Below are 15,273 nucleotides of genomic sequence, written 5' to 3' on the forward strand. Positions count from 1 at the left end.
TTTACTTACTGCAAGTTAAGCACTATTTACGGTTCATTCATCTACAGCAAAACGCTATCCATCGAAATATAAAGAACTTACATGGATTTACAGCAGATATTTGTGTCAGATTTAAAATAATAATATTTAAAAAACAATAAAATTATGGCACTTACAATTAAAGAAAACAACGGAATATTTTCAGTAGCAGGTTCAATTAATGCAACTACTGCCAGACAAATGAAAACACATTTTAAAATGGTAATAAATGTTTTTAGCGAGATAGCAATTAATATTGAAAAAATCACCGAAATTGATACTTATGGTTTTGATGCTATTAAGACATTACACACAGATGCGGTTAGTAGTAATACTAATTTTTTTATGATTGGTAAAGATGTCCACGGCATTTACGAGAGATTAACCTGTAATTCTGATTTCGCTACTGTTTAAAATAACTAATTTTAAAAGAATAGATATGTCACTTACAATTAAAGAAACTAAAGGAATATTTAACTTAGAAGGCTCAATTAATGCTGCGACAGCAAAGTACTTCCAAACGCATTTTGAAACGATATTAAATGCATCCAAAAAGCTAACAATTAATATTGATAATATTATAGAAATTGATATAAATGGAATGAAGGCATTAAAAAGATTACACACTAATGCATTGATTTTCAATAGATATTTCTATATTGTGGGTAATGGTTGTAAAGAAATTTATGATGAATTTAGATTTAACTCAGTAGCATAACCTAAAACCCTAAATCTTGAAAACTAAACTCATGCAATTATTTGCAGCAATCAAAGGCAGAAAGTTAACGCCAGAGCAAATTTTTATGGTTAGTGTGTTGGCCGTAAATGGAGGAAACTATATTTATAATTTAGTCTTAGGTCGTATGCTAGGACCAACTGAGTTTGCAGACGCTGCAGTATTAATTACATTTTTATTGGTGTTATCATTTGTTGCAATGACGTTTCAATTGGTTACTGCAAAGTTCTCGGTATTATTTGAGAACGAACTTTTTAAAAATTTTATTTCTAGAGTTTATAAACAATCATTTATAATTGGTGTTTTATTTGGTGCACTTATTATAATATTTGCTTCTCAACTCAAAACCGTATTTAACACCTCATCTTCAACCATGTTCATCATATTTGGCTGTGGTGTTCCCTTGTATTTTTTAATGAGTGTAAATAGAGGAACATTTCAAGGAAAAAAATCTTATAAATCCTTATCGATTACCTACCAGGCAGAAATGCTAAGTCGTCTATTAATAACAATAGGTTTATTACTTCTATTAGATATACAATCATCTGCAATTATTGCCGTGGGTATTTTATTATCATTTGTATTTGGTTTGTTTCCTTTTAAATACAAACAAATCAGTGTAAAAAAATCTATTAAATTAGAGGATAAGTATAACAAGCAGATTAGAAATTTCTTTCTATTAACTGCTTTCTATGAGCTCACACAAATCATAATTAATAACAGTGATATCTTACTTGTAAAGCATTATTTTGAACCTTATGAAGCTGGTTTATATGCCTCGTTAGCTTTAATAGGTCGTATTGTATATTTTATTGCTTGGATGTTTGTGATGTTATTATTGCCAGCAGTAGTAGAATTAAAGAAAGAAGGTAAAGAAACAGCATCAGTACTTTTTAAGTACGTTGGGTACATAGCTATTATCTCTTTTATAATTGTTTTAGCTTGCGTATTACTGCCAGAACTTATTATAAACATACTTTTTGGTGAACAGTATATTAGTATGGCGCCTTTATTATGGAAATATGCTATAGCTACATCTATGTTCGCCATCTCAAATATTTTTGCGTATTACTATTTATCTTTAGATAAGTATGTGCCCGTAATAATATCTGGCGTCTTTGGGATGCTACAAATGGGATTGGTAGTTTTCTACCACGATTCTTTAGAACAAGTAGTGCATATGCAAATCGTTGCTATGATTTTGTTATTAGTAATCCAATTAGGATTTTTTATATATGAATCTAAAACTAAGAAAAAAGAGCTTATCTAAACCAAATAACCATTGGTCTACAGTAAAAGTCGGTCTGTCTAAAGACAACTGTTTTTGTTGCATTTATAATGCAAATTTGTACTGTAATTAAAACAACAATAAACAAAGAGATTATGAAATTAGCAATCGTAACAGCTTATCCACCAAGTAAAGTAACTTTAACAGAATATGCATACCATTTAGTAAAACAGTTTAGAAAAAACCAAAACGTTACAGAGTTAATCTTATTAACGGATAGAACTGAAGGAGCTAAAGATTTAGAGTTTACAGAAGCAGGTTGTAAGATTGTTGTAAAAGAATGTTGGGCATTTAATAGTTACTCAAATATTTTTTCGGTGACTAAAGCCATAAACCAAACGAAGCCAGATTCAGTATTATTTAACCTACAATTTATGAAGTTTGGTGATAAGAAAATCGCTGCGGCTTTGGGTTTAATGCTACCGTTGGTATGTAAGATGAAAAAGATTCCTAATATCGTTTTATTACATAACATCCTAGAAGAAGTGGATTTGGGAAGTGCTGGTTTTACTTCAAACAAGTTAATGCAAAGTATTTATGGGTTTATAGGTACGACTCTAACAAAACTAATATTAAAGGCAGATACTGTCGCTGTAACTATGCAAAAATATGTTGATATATTAGGAGAGAAATATGGTGCTACGAATGTAAAACTAATTCCACATGGTACTTTTGAAATACCAGATGAGCCAGACTATACGCTACCAGATGGACCGTTACAAATTATGACTTTTGGTAAGTTCGGAACTTATAAAAAAGTAGAGGGCATGATCGAAGCTGTAGAAATGGTAAGAAAATCAACAGGATTGGATTTAGAAGTTGTGATTGCAGGAACAGATAACCCAAATGTACCTGGCTATTTAGCCAAAGTTGAAGAAGACTACAAGCATGTGCCACAGGTACGATTTACAGGTTATGTAGAAGAGGAAGAAGTACCAGTTATTTTTAGTGAAAGTGCAGTAGCTGTTTTTCCGTATACATCCACAACAGGAAGCTCTGGTGTATTACACCAAGCAGGTAGCTATGGAAAAGCAGTAGTAATGCCAGACCTAGGTGATTTAGCACTTCTAGTACAAGATGAAGGGTATAGAGGAGAGTTCTTCGATCCTACAAGTGTAGAGAGTTTGGCATCTGCAATAGAAGCCATTGTAACAAATGACAGTTATAGATTAGAACTAGCAAAAGCAAATTATAAAGCTGCAACAGCACACCCAATGTCGCAAATAGCAGAAATGTATTTAGAAACATTTCAACAAATCATAGATAGAAAAGCTAATAATTAATCCTTTAAATAGTATTAAAACGTCAGCGTTATTTCTTTGAAATATACTTAAACGAAGATTTACGAATACCGCTTTTATTTATAAAGCCAAAATGCTTTTGAGGATTTTGGCGCCAAGGAAGTCTTCCCACGACTTCCTTTGGTACGTTATCAAAGTCATATAACGTCCAAGACATAAACTGAATATCATTTTCTGAAAAAATAGATTGAATCGTTTTGTGATATTCCGCCTGATCGTCGTCAGAATTTCCAAAAGGACTCCAAAAACCACTGTAAGAAGAGAGGCCATATTCAGAAATAATAATTGGTCTGTCTTTAACCTTGGCTTGTAGTGTTTTAAAAGAAGTCCCGAGTTCCTCTAGTTTTTCATAATAATGAAAGGATACAAAATCTAGTTTATCACTTAAAATGGTTCCACTTTCTGCATTAGACCAACCTATAGTTATGGCATGGTTTGGATCTTGCGATTTTACGAAATCAACCATCTTATCTAACCAAGCAGTTACTAAAGTTTTACCACGAGATTCAAAATCTAGGTTAGGCTCATTTTTTATATCCCAAAACGCTAGAGCTTTATGGTCTTTAAGAGCATTTACGATAATCTTTGCATGGCGCTGTGTTAGCGTCCAATCTAACACGGAATAATCACCATAAAAATCAAAAAGGGTAACCATCACTTTTAAGCTTTTAGATTCAGCAAGATCTAAGACCGTTTTAAGTTGTTCTAGTTTCGTTAGGTCTACGCTAGATTTACCAAAGGCTTCATAGGGTATAAAAATTCGAATACTATTTAAACCCGAAGTTTTGATAATTTCAAAATCTTTAGCTATAATTTCTGAATCTAAATTATCTCCAAACATATCCCAAGGATTTGCCTGTGGATAATAGTTTATACCTTTTATTTTAGACACTTCTAAGGGTTTATCATAGGTAGATTTAGCGTATGGCTGACTTTTTAGTTTTACTAAGTGACGAATCCGCCAAAAGCCATCCTCTAATAAAAGCGTAACACGATAACTAGATTGTTCGTTAATTTCTGCAACTAGAGTCTCACCATTAAATAGCCTTTTATATTCAATAACATTATGATCTGTGAGTACCACAAGCTGACCATCTTCACTAAAAAATTCTAGAGTTGGCTGGTGTTCTAAGGTCGTAGCGTCAATAAAAATTTGATTTTCTATATTATGATCTATGATATTAAAAATATTAGCTCTTGCACTTTTGGTATAATAATCATCAATTCCTTTTTTTGTATTTGTTTTATAGGAGACAAACTTTACATACCAAGCATCTAAATAATCATTTTCTACGGCTGTAAGTGTTTGTTGGTCCATAGGTCTACCTTCATTATTTAATGGAGCCCATTTTAATTCTGGTAAATACTGATCTACTTGTTTAACCTCTGTATGTAGCATTTTACTGCGATCAGCCCCTGTGTTGAGGTAACTATAAATAGCTCCAAAGCCAAAAATTAATAAGGTAAGGATGATGACATAAGACAACAAAAGAGAACCACGTAATATGTTTTTATTAATCTTACTCATAGCGGACTTCAGTAAATGTTTTTGTTATGCCTGCAACATGTAATTTTAAATTATAGATCCCTTTAGGAAACCGATCTGTATTTAAATGAAACGATGCCAATCCGTTTAAAGAACTTTCAATAAATTGTTCTTCCAATAAACCGTCCTTGAGAATTGATAACTTTATTTCCAAACCATCTGGTGTGCGTTGACTCATAAAGCTTTTTAAAGGACCAACGGTTATAGTTCTATTATCTTTAGAAAATACGATATCAAAATCAGCAATAGCTTGTTTGTATTCTAAATTAATAGTATCACTATTTGCCATCCCTTCAACATAGGCTTTAATTGTCCATTGATCTTCATGGTCTGGATGAATCATTTTTGCAGTAGCCATGCCATTAATCGTTAGTCCCGAAGTTTTAGCTTTATAACCGTCTTTATTTGTGATGAAAAATGTAACAAATGTGCCATCACTTACAATATTGTCATAACGATCCTTTATGATAGTTGTTTTAAACGTTGCGATTTGGTTTCCATCTGCATAATTATGAATACGATCTGCTTCAATTTTAAAATTAGTTGGTATAGCTGGCATCACATTGACGTCATATTCTTTTGAGTTAAGATCTAAGCATTCTGAGTTAATGAGAATACGTCCACTTTTACGTTCCGAATAAATATTTTTATAACCAAAACCGTTTTTGGTTTGTACATCTGAAGTTGTTCTGTTACTTAAAAACTGATGCTTAATGGATACGTCTGTACCATCAACAAGTGCATTATCTAAATCATCCGTTGGTATAACAACTAACATGGTGTAATCTGTACCACCAGCTTCAATACTTGGAGGTCCTAAATAGCTTTCTATACTTTTAATATATGCTTTTGGTTTAATGTAAATTTGTCCATTAACTTCGCTTCCCTCTGCGATTAATTTCCAGTTTAAGACACCCGATTTATTTGATATATCTGATGGGATATTAAAACTCAATATATTATTCTGTACGATTGGATTTAGTAGTATTGACCCATAACTATTACTGCAATATAAGGATGCATCTGTATTCCCTTCAGAAGAAAACTTTAATTCAAGAGAATCTCCTGCTATTGAATTCGTCTGATTTGAAATGAATACATATTTTTCAGCCTCTTGAGTTTTAGATATGACAAGAGTAGTTGCAAGCGCAATAATAGAAAATAATGATATGTAGAGATTCTTTAATGTCATTAATTAGGGTTACCAATATAAGTGTTGATTTCTAGTTTTATATATTTATATATAGGATGCTTTATAGGCTGTAACTCTTTGTTATTATGATTAATAATTCTATCGGTCACAATCTTATCAGAAATATTTTCATTTGGTAGTCCGTTTACAAAACAATTGGTCATATCGTCGTTTATTAAACGAATAGATTGATCTGTTAATAAAGGATGTTGAAATGCTTGTTTTCTTTGTTGTCTAATTCCTTCTTTTATAAATAAATGGTCCACCCAGACTAAATCTTTATTGGCATCGTAGTAAGAAACCAATAACTGAGGGATAGTTACTTCTTCAGTACCTCCATTAAAGAGACTACCTGAGATATAATTCTTACTGATATCAGAAATAGATATAGTAGTACTTTTAAATAAATCTGATCCTGAAACATTACCTGCAACTTGAAGATTAAACTTAGTAGGTTGTTCTTCAAACTCCATAGGTGTAAATTCGTCTGGATTAAATGTTTTCGGTATTGAATCTTGTGTTTTAGACCATGCAATACCTTCAAAATTAATTCTAAAAGAGCTGACTTCTTTAGGCATCAATTTATGATTGACGTGATATTTAGCGTTGTAGGTTGCTAAGAATTTATTGTCATCATTATAAAGTGTGCCTTTTAAAACCACATCTGCTGGTACGTTATCTATATTCTGAATTTCACCAATGAGCGCATAATGATTTTCAAACTTTACAAGTTTGGCAGTAAGAATTTCTAGCACAGGTTGCTTTAATACGTCCTCATGATGAGTTTGTTCGGTTGTAATGCGACGACGTCCTTGATTAAAATAATTTGTTGTGTTACTAGAATATAGCTGATCTGGTGGTAGGTCTAAATCTATATCTTCGGGTTGTATGTACCATTTATTATTTAGTTTAACTAAAGTTTTATAGTCCGTCTTTTCTATCTTTTCTAATGGTGTAATCCAATTAGTGAATACTCTTAAACTCGCTAAACTATCGCTTTGACTTATCGTTTCTGTAGTAATGGCATCTAATTTCGCATAAGAACTTAATAAACCATCTGTAACGGAAATTTCTAGCATATACTGCGCTATTGGGAGATTACTTTTTGGGTTTATAAGACTATGTGCTTTTTCAAATTCTTTAAAATCTAAAGCATCATAGTAGGCGAGAATTGCATTTTCTGGCGAATGATGCGATTCATTTTTAATGTAGAATAGATAAACTCCATAACTAATTATAAGAGCGAGTATAATAGACCAAACATGAGTTATTCTTAATACACCACGAGAAAATGTAGAATAGTTATTCTTAAAATTTAAAAATGCAGGAGGAGCGCTAGCTCTCGTTTTTAAAGCATGCACTAATAACATCTGTACATTAAGGATAAATGCAATAAGTACTGTTAAAAACGGCATAATACCCCAAAGTATTTTTTGCCATGTACCAACATCATCTTTAGGCAATATAGATGATAATGGAGGTACGTTTAGTTTTTCCCAAACCATAATACCATTTTCTAATTGCCGTAGGCGTTGCCAACCGCAGAAGTATAAAATGGGGTCATAGAATTTATCGTTAGAGAAAATATACTTAAAGTTGTACTTCTCTGGCGTAGTTAAAAATTGCTGTAATGACCCAATACCTTCGACTCCTTTAAATTTTGAATTTTCTAAGCGCTCAATTGGACGTGTCGTTAATTCTGGAAGACGTCTCGCAGAATGATAATTACCATCAACCGACATGGCATTAGTCTGAGCAGACAACCAAGCCATTTGATCACCAAATCCTAAAGTCATGTATCTCCATTGATCATGCTGATCTTGGTTTAGGAAATTAATAATGGGAAGCATTTTAATTTTTTGCGGTTGTGAAGGTTTAAAATAACTCAGACTCATCGTAAATATGGTCATAAACAAAAAGAGTCCAGCTAAAATTCCGCCAGCTATTCTATGATATACAGCACCTAACTGATCTTGAATTAATGTTTTTAAATCCCCTTCAACAAAACGATATATAAATTCACCAAATAAGGGGAGAGACATTATGGAAGCCCAAAGTGTAAAACGGTCTAATGTTAAAATGTTAAACGCTGTTTCACCCAATACCATCCTTGGAATTGGTGTTGTGCCTCCAGTGCCTAAAACAACAAGAATCGTCATAGACAAGCCAAAAAACAAATAACGTTTGCTGTAATATCTGTAAAATATATAAGGCAATAAAATAAGTAGAACTCCCCATGGAATTAAGAAAAACACCAAGCCCGAAGATGTAATTTCTAAGAAATTGTCTCTAGAGCCATGAGGTATTGGTACTTGGGTAATCGGGTTGTTCTTTGAGTTAATCCAATAAGGTAATATACAGCCAACAATAATGACTAACGATAACATTCCAAAACTTATAATCCGTTTAAAAAGTTTGAAGAAACTACTCAGAAAGACTTTAAAAGTCACCGCTTTCATAGAGTCTACCTGTTCTCTAGAATGGTCCATAATTACCATTCCTATTAAAGGAAAGATAAAGAATATCATTCCAAAAATAGGAGTCACGTGATGCGAAGTAACCGTAACAGATATTAAAGATAACGAGGTTGCTAGATAGCGTAATTTGCCAGTTTTAAGCCATAAATAGATTTCTGGTAATGCGTGCATTAATACAGATATACCAATAATGCTAGGGAGCTGGCCAAAAATGTGAAGTGTTTCTACAAACGATGAAGAAAATACAGCTAAAACAGAAGCATAACCTGCGACTTTTCTATTAGAACTCATTAAAAAGGAAAAGCGATAAACACCTGTAATAAATAATACAATACCAATTAGAGCAACGGTAAACATTCCAAATTTTAATCCGCCGATTAAGGATAATGCAGCAATAGATTGATGCACTAAAGGTGGATAGCTCATTACTGTAAAGCCTGTGTACCATTTGTAATTCCATGGTTCAAACCAACTACCAGCATAATGGTCTGCAAAGAATAGGTGTATAAGTGCATCGTAAGTGGTTTCTAAAGTAAAAAATATAGAAGTGCCATGAAATGCTAAACCTATTAAGAGCGCAACAATTAAATATTTATTAGAGGTACTTTTCATTTAAAGGATTGATAAAACTATCAATACTGTAAATATAAATAATTTAAATAGTGGTTTGATTATTAATTATCTACAGATAATTACCATTCGTCTACAGATATTCTTATCTTGAACTAAATTAAAAGTTTACGAATCCCTTATAAAGTACTTTTGACATGTAAATTATAATCAAAATACATTTTTTATGAAAGTTTTAGCCATTGATGATCAACAATTAGTCTTACTTCCAATGCAAAAACGTTTAACCGAGTTAGGTTATGAAGTAGTTATAGAAACAGATGCTTATAAATCTTTAGAAGTTTACAATTCATACAGTCCAGATTTGGTTATTGTAGATATTAATATGCCAGGTGTTTCAGGTTTAGATATTATAAAACATATACGAAAAACAAAAAATGATCAAATTCCGATAATGGTGTTGTCAGGAAATACACAAGACAATACTATTATGGAAGCTTATGAACTAGGGATTAATGACTATATGAAAAAGCCATTAAGTCTTAATGAAATATGTGTAAGAGTAAAACGATTAATTGGTGTCCCTGCTAAGGGAAGCGAAGTTAAAGGTAATAGCGACATTATGATTCAGCAGCGATGTGTAGGTGTTGTTATTCCATGCTATAACGAAGAAGAACGTTTGTTAAGTGACGAATTCTTAAACTATATCAAGACCAATTCTGGTTATCATTTATGTTTTGTTAATGACGGCAGTAAGGATAAGACATTAGAAGTATTAAATGATTTAAGAAAAGGAAGAGAAGATTATATTACGGTTTATGATTGTGAAAAAAATGGAGGTAAAGCCGAAGCTGTTCGATTAGGGATGTTGTTTATGGCAGAGAAAGATGACTTAGATTATATTGGCTTTTTAGATGCGGATTTATCTACAGATCTAGCAGATTTTGACGATTTAGTTAAGACCATAGAAACAACCGACTTCAAAATTGTTAGTGGATCGCGTATTTCTAGGATGGGCGCAGATATTACCAAAGAATCTGCACGTAAAATCATCAGTTTAACGATTAATTTTATTATCAGAAAAATTCTTTCAATGGATTTTAAAGACACGCAATGTGGTGCTAAAATTTTTAGTAAGGATGTGATAGATATTGCCTTTAAAGAAAAATTTGTAACACAGTGGATTTTTGATGTTGAGATCTTTAAAAGAATGTCAATTCGTTATGGATTAAAAAAAGCAAAAACTATGTTGTGCGAACAGCCTTTAAAGCGCTGGATTCATGCTGATGGCTCTAAATTGTCTATGAAAGACTCTGTTAAAATTGTTGGGCAATTAGCTCAAATTGCCTGGGTTTACAGAACAAAAAAGATGAAAAATAAAATTCTTAAGGCTAAAGTACTTAAGACGATTTAATCTTTTTAAAACTTAATAAAGATGAGAATAGGTATTATCATAATATTTAATAACAATGAAACTCATATAGACAAGGATTTTATTATAAAGCAAATCAATGATTCTCAAAATATGGAGTTATGCTTAGTTGATAATTTTAGTAAAGACAGAACTCTTTCTTTATTATTAGATATAAAAGAATCCTGTGAAAAAAAGGTCTCAGTTGTAGAAATTAAGAAACATGCTTCTGAAAATGCCGCAAAAAGAGCAGGAGCAAGGTATATGTTTAATCAATATAATCTCAAACATATTGGCTTTATTAATGTCAACAAAATTTTAAATGGTGAGAGTCTAAATACACTTGTTGAGAGTGTAGTCGTTAATCATAAAATGATTATAGATTTAAATTTAAAAACTATCGAAAGACAAAAAATAAAGCAATCGCTTTTTAAAAGTATATTCTCGATTGTTGACTATTTAAAAACGGTAAATTCAAAAAAATCATTAATAAATTAGTTTTAATTATCTAGTTTACAAAATATTATCGTATGCAAGCATATCCAATAAAATTCAGACCAATACTAAAAGAAAAAATATGGGGAGGAGAAAAACTTTCCAAAATTTTAAATAAAGATTCAGACTCTAAAAATGTAGGTGAAAGTTGGGAGATTTCTGGAGTTCAGGATAACATCTCAATAGCCTCTAACGGACACTATAAAGGGGAATCTTTAAATGACCTTTTAAAAACCTTTAAAGGCGATTTTTTAGGAAAAAAGAATATTGATAGATTTGGTGAAAACTTCCCACTATTAATTAAATTCTTAGATGCTAAGACACATCTTTCGGTTCAAGTACATCCAGATGATAAAATGGCTAGTGAAAAACACAACTCTTTCGGTAAAACCGAAATGTGGTACATTATGAATAGTGATGATGATGCAGAAATTGTGCTAGGCCTAAAAAATAGTGAAATCGATAAAAACCTTTTAGGTCATATTAATGCAACAAATGTAGATTCTATTTTTAATACCATTAAAGTTAAGCAAGGTGATAGCTATTTTATACCTGCTGGGAAAATACATGCCATTGGCGCTGGTGTTTTGGCTGCAGAGATACAACAAACAAGCGATGTGACATATCGTGTTTATGATTGGGACAGAACAGACGATAGTGGTCAAGGAAGAGAGCTACATACAACTTCAGCCATAGAAGCAACTAAAGTATTCGAGTCTAGTGGTAAAAGTGATTATAAACTTGATAAAGATAAAACAAGTAATCTTGTAGATTGTGAATTCTTTACAACCAATATTTTTGAAGTAAACGGACAGCAGACAAGAGATTATAGTGGGTTAGATTCTTTTATAATTTTTATGTGTGTTGAAGGAAACGCTGAAGTTACAATGAATAATAAAACAGAAAGCCTTAAAATGGGTGAAACTATTTTACTTCCAGCAACATCAGATAAAGTGACCTTTAACTCAGAAGCAGGTAAATTACTAGAGGTTTATATTGATTAAATAACGTTTTAAACTTATCACTTTTATATCATTGCCAAAGGCCATTCGTTATATTTGTGAATATAAAAGAATCTATGAGCCTAGAGCGTATACTAAAGCAAAGAAGTAACACTACTTGCGAGTTATGTGGTAATACTGATAAGTTAACAGGTTACAATATTCCTGATATTAAAGAGCGTGCAGATAAAACAGCCCTTTATGCCTGTAATATTTGTATTGAGCAAATGACTGACTCTAATCAAATAGATGCTAACCATTGGCGATGCCTTAATGATAGCATGTGGAGTGAGCATGAAGCTGTAAAGATTATGGCCTGGAGAATGCTAAATAGAATTGAAGCAGACTGGACGCAAGATTTATTAGGTATGATGTATCTAGAGGACAATGTTTTAGAATTAGCTAAAGCATCTGGTGATGGAGAAGAGGAAGCCGACAAATTAATCCATCGCGATGTTAATGGTGTAGTTTTAAATCATGGTGATTCAGTTGTTTTAATCAAAGATCTTAAAGTAAAAGGCTCTAGCATGGTAGCTAAACAAGGCACTGCAGTTAGAAATATAAGACTAGATCATGAAAATGAAACCTATATTGAAGGTAAAGTAGGGCCAACCAGAATTGTAATTATTACTGAGTATGTAAAGAAAATATAATTTACATGTTAGAAATAAGACCGACTTGCGAAAACTGTAACAAAGCACTACCATTTGACTCAGAAGAAGCTATGATTTGTACTTTTGAATGTACTTATTGTAAAGATTGTGTAGAGCTATTGCAAAAGGTATGTCCAAATTGTGGCGGTGGATTTGAAAAACGACCGATTAGACCACTGCATCTTCTTAAAAAGTATCCCGTTTCAACTCATATTGTATATAAGCCAGTTGATATAAAAAAACATCTTCAAAATATAAAAACTAGGTAAGTGACTTTCTCTTTTTAACTTATTATTAATGTGTTGTTTATCGAAAAAATAAACAAACCTTCCCGAATAATCTAGTCAAAATTACCATTTATCGATTTTCTTATACAGCAACAAGAAATATGTTCGATATTGTGGACATCCCTCTAATTAATAGCACCAAGTTTACTGATTAATAGCCCCAAATTAGTATGAACGCTTTAAACATTATTTATTATGGATTTAGAAATTACAAACTACAACAATCACTTTCAGATTAAAGGAACTTTGAACAAGGTTAATTTGAAAACCTTTAATTCTACATTTGCTAATATTTTTGATAAATTAGATAACATCTTAATTAATATCGAAAGTGTACATAGCATTGATAGAGCAGGTGTAATGGCCTTAGCGAGATTACATAATGAATCTATTACAAAAGCTAAGCGATTATCTATTGTTGGTTTTGGATGCAAAGAGCTTTACCAGCACTTTAAGGCTGAAGAGCCAACTGTATCTATGTCTTCTAATGCAATCGTGGCAGCTTAATTATCCATATAACTTATATTTGTAAAGTGTTTCCAATGCATTTATGGTGATAGATAGGTGTTTCGGATACACTTTATTTTTTTGATTTTATTTGAGATATTTAACAAGACATGTCAGCTACTATTTTCCAAGCTCCATTAATCTTTTTGAATATAATAATAAACACACCATCTGCATCCCCAACTTCGCGCTTTAGATGGTACTCACCCATAACCCAATAGTTGTCACCTTCAATATTAGAAATATCATTAATAACAAAATTTAAGGTGCCGCTTTCTGCTTTGGTAGGATACCCTTTTTTGTAGTTAGCAAGTGTGTTTTCCCATCCAAGCGTTAAACCATTACTACCATAAAATTTTAAAGAATCACTTTTCCAATAGCCTTGCATAAAGCCTTCTAGGTCGTGATTGTTCCAAGCAATCTCTTGGGCTTCCATGACTAATCGAATTGCTGCTTCAGCCTCACTAGGTGATGTTGTTGTTTGTTTAGTTTGTTCTGTTGTTACATCTGCTTTTACGCTTATACAGCTCACAAACAATAGTGCTAATAAAATGGTGTAAATAGGTTTCATAAGGTCGTTTTATTATTTCAACCTAAATGTAATAACTAAATATTAAAGTATACCTTTTTGCTTTTTTAAAAAAGCATCTGCTTGGTGTTGCATAAGTTCGCGTGCTTTTTTGCGCTTGTAGTTCATAACTTCCTCCTCATCGGCAATTTCTGTGTAGACTTTATTGTTGATTTCGTTATCCGTTTTAACTAATAATTTTCGCTCACTAACTTGTTGGGTCGTCCAGGCTTTTATTGCAGTTTCCTGATCTTCTAGTTTAAAATCAAATTCACCTTTTGGTGACAAGAGTTTCGCAATAATAGGAGACGTTTCTATAGCTAAAAACAATAGGAAAATAAAGAATGATGGTAGCCAAGGTAAAGTACCTAAAGCAGTAACTCTTGCCATTAAACCATCAAAATTATCAATTACTGGTTGTGATTCTGCAACATTAGCTTTATAGTTGCCTTGTAGCGCTATAATCTCATTTTCTAAAGTTGTGATTTTGGCCTTATTGTCTGTTTTTAGTTGCTGTAATTCTGCTAAACCAGCATCGTGCTTTTCACGTTTTTCTTTATAAACAGGACCTTTACCCAAAAGATTTGTACCTGCGGTTCCTTCTGCTTCAGAAATATAAGTATCGTATAAGGCATTAACCTCAGTTTCTTTTGCATCAATTTGAGATTGTAAACCTAAAGCCTGATTTTCTAATTCGGCTATTTTTGGATTAAACTGTTCAGCAATCTGGTTCTGATTCGCTAAGGTTAAATCATTCTTTTGTTCTAGTAAAACTTGATTAATTTCTTTTTCAAAAATTTTGAGTTCTAAAGGTTTAGAGATTACAATAGCTATAATTACAGCTAAAAATATACGAGGTGTCGCTTGTAATATTTCATCAATGACATTATCGCGTTTTTTGATTGTTGAAACGATATAACGGTCTAAATTGAAAATGAGTAAACCCCAAATTAGCCCAAAAAATATTGAAGTATAGAGATTGTCAAAAACAGTATAAAGCGCATAACTAGAGGCAATAGTCGCCATAAGTGCCGTAAAGAAAACTGTAGCGCCAATACCAGCATATTTATTTTGTTCTCCAATAGAACAGTCTTCTAAAATATCTGTATCGGCTCCCGAACAAAGGATAAAGAATTGCTTAAGCATAAGAATTGATTTTTTGATTGATTGTCTATTAGAACGCTAAAACCTATGATTTGTTACATTTTTATGTAAAAAAAGCC

At 32.1% G+C, this 15,273-nt stretch carries 15 protein-coding genes; 10 read left to right on the plus strand and 5 right to left on the minus strand.

Features of this window, described 5'->3' with window-relative positions:
* Positions 1-144 precede the first annotated feature (144 nt).
* From ACFWU4_RS03960 to ACFWU4_RS03975, 4 genes are all read left to right on the plus strand, one after another.
* Positions 145-432 carry an STAS domain-containing protein gene (locus ACFWU4_RS03960; protein WP_411125082.1) on the plus strand — a complete coding sequence of 96 codons (288 nt, stop codon included), beginning with the start codon at positions 145-147 and terminating at the stop codon, positions 430-432.
* Between the two features lie 25 nt (positions 433-457).
* Positions 458-736, plus strand: a complete 279-nt coding sequence (locus ACFWU4_RS03965; RefSeq protein ID WP_411125087.1) for an STAS domain-containing protein — start codon at positions 458-460, stop codon at positions 734-736.
* Between the two features lie 31 nt (positions 737-767).
* The gene (locus tag ACFWU4_RS03970; RefSeq protein WP_411127221.1) at positions 768-2,024 is read left to right on the plus strand and encodes an oligosaccharide flippase family protein; all 1,257 of its coding nucleotides are present in this window, start codon (positions 768-770) and stop codon (positions 2,022-2,024) included.
* A gap of 113 nt (positions 2,025-2,137) precedes the next feature.
* Positions 2,138-3,325, plus strand: coding sequence for a glycosyltransferase (locus ACFWU4_RS03975; protein WP_411125089.1), 1,188 nt, complete (start codon positions 2,138-2,140; stop codon positions 3,323-3,325).
* A gap of 28 nt (positions 3,326-3,353) precedes the next feature.
* On the opposite strand, the gene ACFWU4_RS03980 is transcribed toward ACFWU4_RS03975, so the two are convergent.
* Genes ACFWU4_RS03980 through ACFWU4_RS03990 form a run of 3 tightly spaced genes read right to left on the minus strand, consistent with a single transcriptional unit; the run spans position 3,354 to position 9,170 of the window.
* On the minus strand, positions 3,354-4,871 hold the full coding sequence (locus ACFWU4_RS03980; protein ID WP_411125090.1) for a cellulase family glycosylhydrolase: 1,518 nt from the start codon (positions 4,869-4,871) through the stop codon (positions 3,354-3,356).
* The gene (locus tag ACFWU4_RS03985) at positions 4,864-6,081 is read right to left on the minus strand and encodes a hypothetical protein (RefSeq protein ID WP_411125092.1); all 1,218 of its coding nucleotides are present in this window, start codon (positions 6,079-6,081) and stop codon (positions 4,864-4,866) included. Before ACFWU4_RS03985 ends, ACFWU4_RS03980 begins: the two co-directional genes overlap by 8 nt.
* Positions 6,081-9,170, minus strand: coding sequence for a hypothetical protein (locus ACFWU4_RS03990; RefSeq protein WP_411125094.1), 3,090 nt, complete (start codon positions 9,168-9,170; stop codon positions 6,081-6,083). The genes ACFWU4_RS03985 and ACFWU4_RS03990 overlap by 1 nt, the downstream gene beginning before the upstream one ends.
* Before the next feature lie 184 nt (positions 9,171-9,354).
* Between ACFWU4_RS03990 and ACFWU4_RS03995 the strand changes: the two genes are divergently transcribed.
* From ACFWU4_RS03995 to ACFWU4_RS04020, 6 genes are all read left to right on the plus strand, one after another.
* On the plus strand, positions 9,355-10,542 hold the full coding sequence (locus ACFWU4_RS03995) for a response regulator (protein ID WP_411125096.1): 1,188 nt from the start codon (positions 9,355-9,357) through the stop codon (positions 10,540-10,542).
* A gap of 21 nt (positions 10,543-10,563) precedes the next feature.
* Positions 10,564-11,037: a family 2 glycosyl transferase gene (locus ACFWU4_RS04000; RefSeq protein ID WP_411125098.1), complete on the plus strand. Its 474-nt coding sequence runs from the start codon at positions 10,564-10,566 to the stop codon at positions 11,035-11,037.
* A 32-nt stretch (positions 11,038-11,069) separates the two neighbouring features.
* The gene (locus ACFWU4_RS04005) at positions 11,070-12,038 is read left to right on the plus strand and encodes a type I phosphomannose isomerase catalytic subunit (protein ID WP_411125100.1); all 969 of its coding nucleotides are present in this window, start codon (positions 11,070-11,072) and stop codon (positions 12,036-12,038) included.
* A gap of 74 nt (positions 12,039-12,112) precedes the next feature.
* The gene (locus tag ACFWU4_RS04010) at positions 12,113-12,688 is read left to right on the plus strand and encodes a PhnA domain-containing protein (protein WP_411127222.1); all 576 of its coding nucleotides are present in this window, start codon (positions 12,113-12,115) and stop codon (positions 12,686-12,688) included.
* 5 nt (positions 12,689-12,693) lie between these two features.
* Positions 12,694-12,957, plus strand: a complete 264-nt coding sequence (locus ACFWU4_RS04015; protein ID WP_411125102.1) for a DUF1272 domain-containing protein — start codon at positions 12,694-12,696, stop codon at positions 12,955-12,957.
* 213 nt (positions 12,958-13,170) lie between these two features.
* Entirely contained in the window at positions 13,171-13,482 is a 312-nt protein-coding gene (locus ACFWU4_RS04020) for an STAS domain-containing protein (protein ID WP_411125104.1), read from the plus strand.
* A gap of 100 nt (positions 13,483-13,582) precedes the next feature.
* Here the strand turns inward: ACFWU4_RS04020 and ACFWU4_RS04025 are convergent, their stop codons facing one another.
* Both ACFWU4_RS04025 and ACFWU4_RS04030 read right to left on the minus strand, forming a co-directional pair.
* Positions 13,583-14,053, minus strand: a complete 471-nt coding sequence (locus ACFWU4_RS04025; protein WP_411125106.1) for a YybH family protein — start codon at positions 14,051-14,053, stop codon at positions 13,583-13,585.
* A gap of 42 nt (positions 14,054-14,095) precedes the next feature.
* Complete coding sequence (locus tag ACFWU4_RS04030) at positions 14,096-15,196, minus strand: DUF4407 domain-containing protein (protein WP_411125108.1); 1,101 nt, start codon at positions 15,194-15,196, stop codon at positions 14,096-14,098.
* Between the last annotated feature and the right edge of the window lie 77 nt (positions 15,197-15,273).

Origin of the sequence: Winogradskyella sp. PE311, assembly GCF_046545555.1 — a bacterium.
Classification (GTDB): Bacteria; Bacteroidota; Bacteroidia; order Flavobacteriales; family Flavobacteriaceae; genus Winogradskyella.

Bases quoted from the DNA above. Each gene is read 5' to 3' on its own strand.
- ACFWU4_RS03995 (WP_411125096.1), top strand. From the start codon at position 9,355: ATGAAAGTTTTAGCCATTGATGATCAACAATTAGTCTTACTTCCAATG.
- ACFWU4_RS03960 (WP_411125082.1), top strand. From the start codon at position 145: ATGGCACTTACAATTAAAGAAAACAACGGAATATTTTCAGTAGCAGGT.
- ACFWU4_RS04005 (WP_411125100.1), top strand. From the start codon at position 11,070: ATGCAAGCATATCCAATAAAATTCAGACCAATACTAAAAGAAAAAATA.
- ACFWU4_RS04020 (WP_411125104.1), top strand. From the start codon at position 13,171: ATGGATTTAGAAATTACAAACTACAACAATCACTTTCAGATTAAAGGA.
- ACFWU4_RS03965 (WP_411125087.1), top strand. From the start codon at position 458: ATGTCACTTACAATTAAAGAAACTAAAGGAATATTTAACTTAGAAGGC.
- ACFWU4_RS03980 (WP_411125090.1), bottom strand. From the start codon at position 4,871: ATGAGTAAGATTAATAAAAACATATTACGTGGTTCTCTTTTGTTGTCT.
- ACFWU4_RS04025 (WP_411125106.1), bottom strand. From the start codon at position 14,053: ATGAAACCTATTTACACCATTTTATTAGCACTATTGTTTGTGAGCTGT.
- ACFWU4_RS04015 (WP_411125102.1), top strand. From the start codon at position 12,694: ATGTTAGAAATAAGACCGACTTGCGAAAACTGTAACAAAGCACTACCA.
- ACFWU4_RS03975 (WP_411125089.1), top strand. From the start codon at position 2,138: ATGAAATTAGCAATCGTAACAGCTTATCCACCAAGTAAAGTAACTTTA.
- ACFWU4_RS04010 (WP_411127222.1), top strand. From the start codon at position 12,113: ATGAGCCTAGAGCGTATACTAAAGCAAAGAAGTAACACTACTTGCGAG.
- ACFWU4_RS04030 (WP_411125108.1), bottom strand. From the start codon at position 15,196: ATGCTTAAGCAATTCTTTATCCTTTGTTCGGGAGCCGATACAGATATT.
- ACFWU4_RS04000 (WP_411125098.1), top strand. From the start codon at position 10,564: ATGAGAATAGGTATTATCATAATATTTAATAACAATGAAACTCATATA.
- ACFWU4_RS03990 (WP_411125094.1), bottom strand. From the start codon at position 9,170: ATGAAAAGTACCTCTAATAAATATTTAATTGTTGCGCTCTTAATAGGT.
- ACFWU4_RS03970 (WP_411127221.1), top strand. From the start codon at position 768: ATGCAATTATTTGCAGCAATCAAAGGCAGAAAGTTAACGCCAGAGCAA.
- ACFWU4_RS03985 (WP_411125092.1), bottom strand. From the start codon at position 6,081: ATGACATTAAAGAATCTCTACATATCATTATTTTCTATTATTGCGCTT.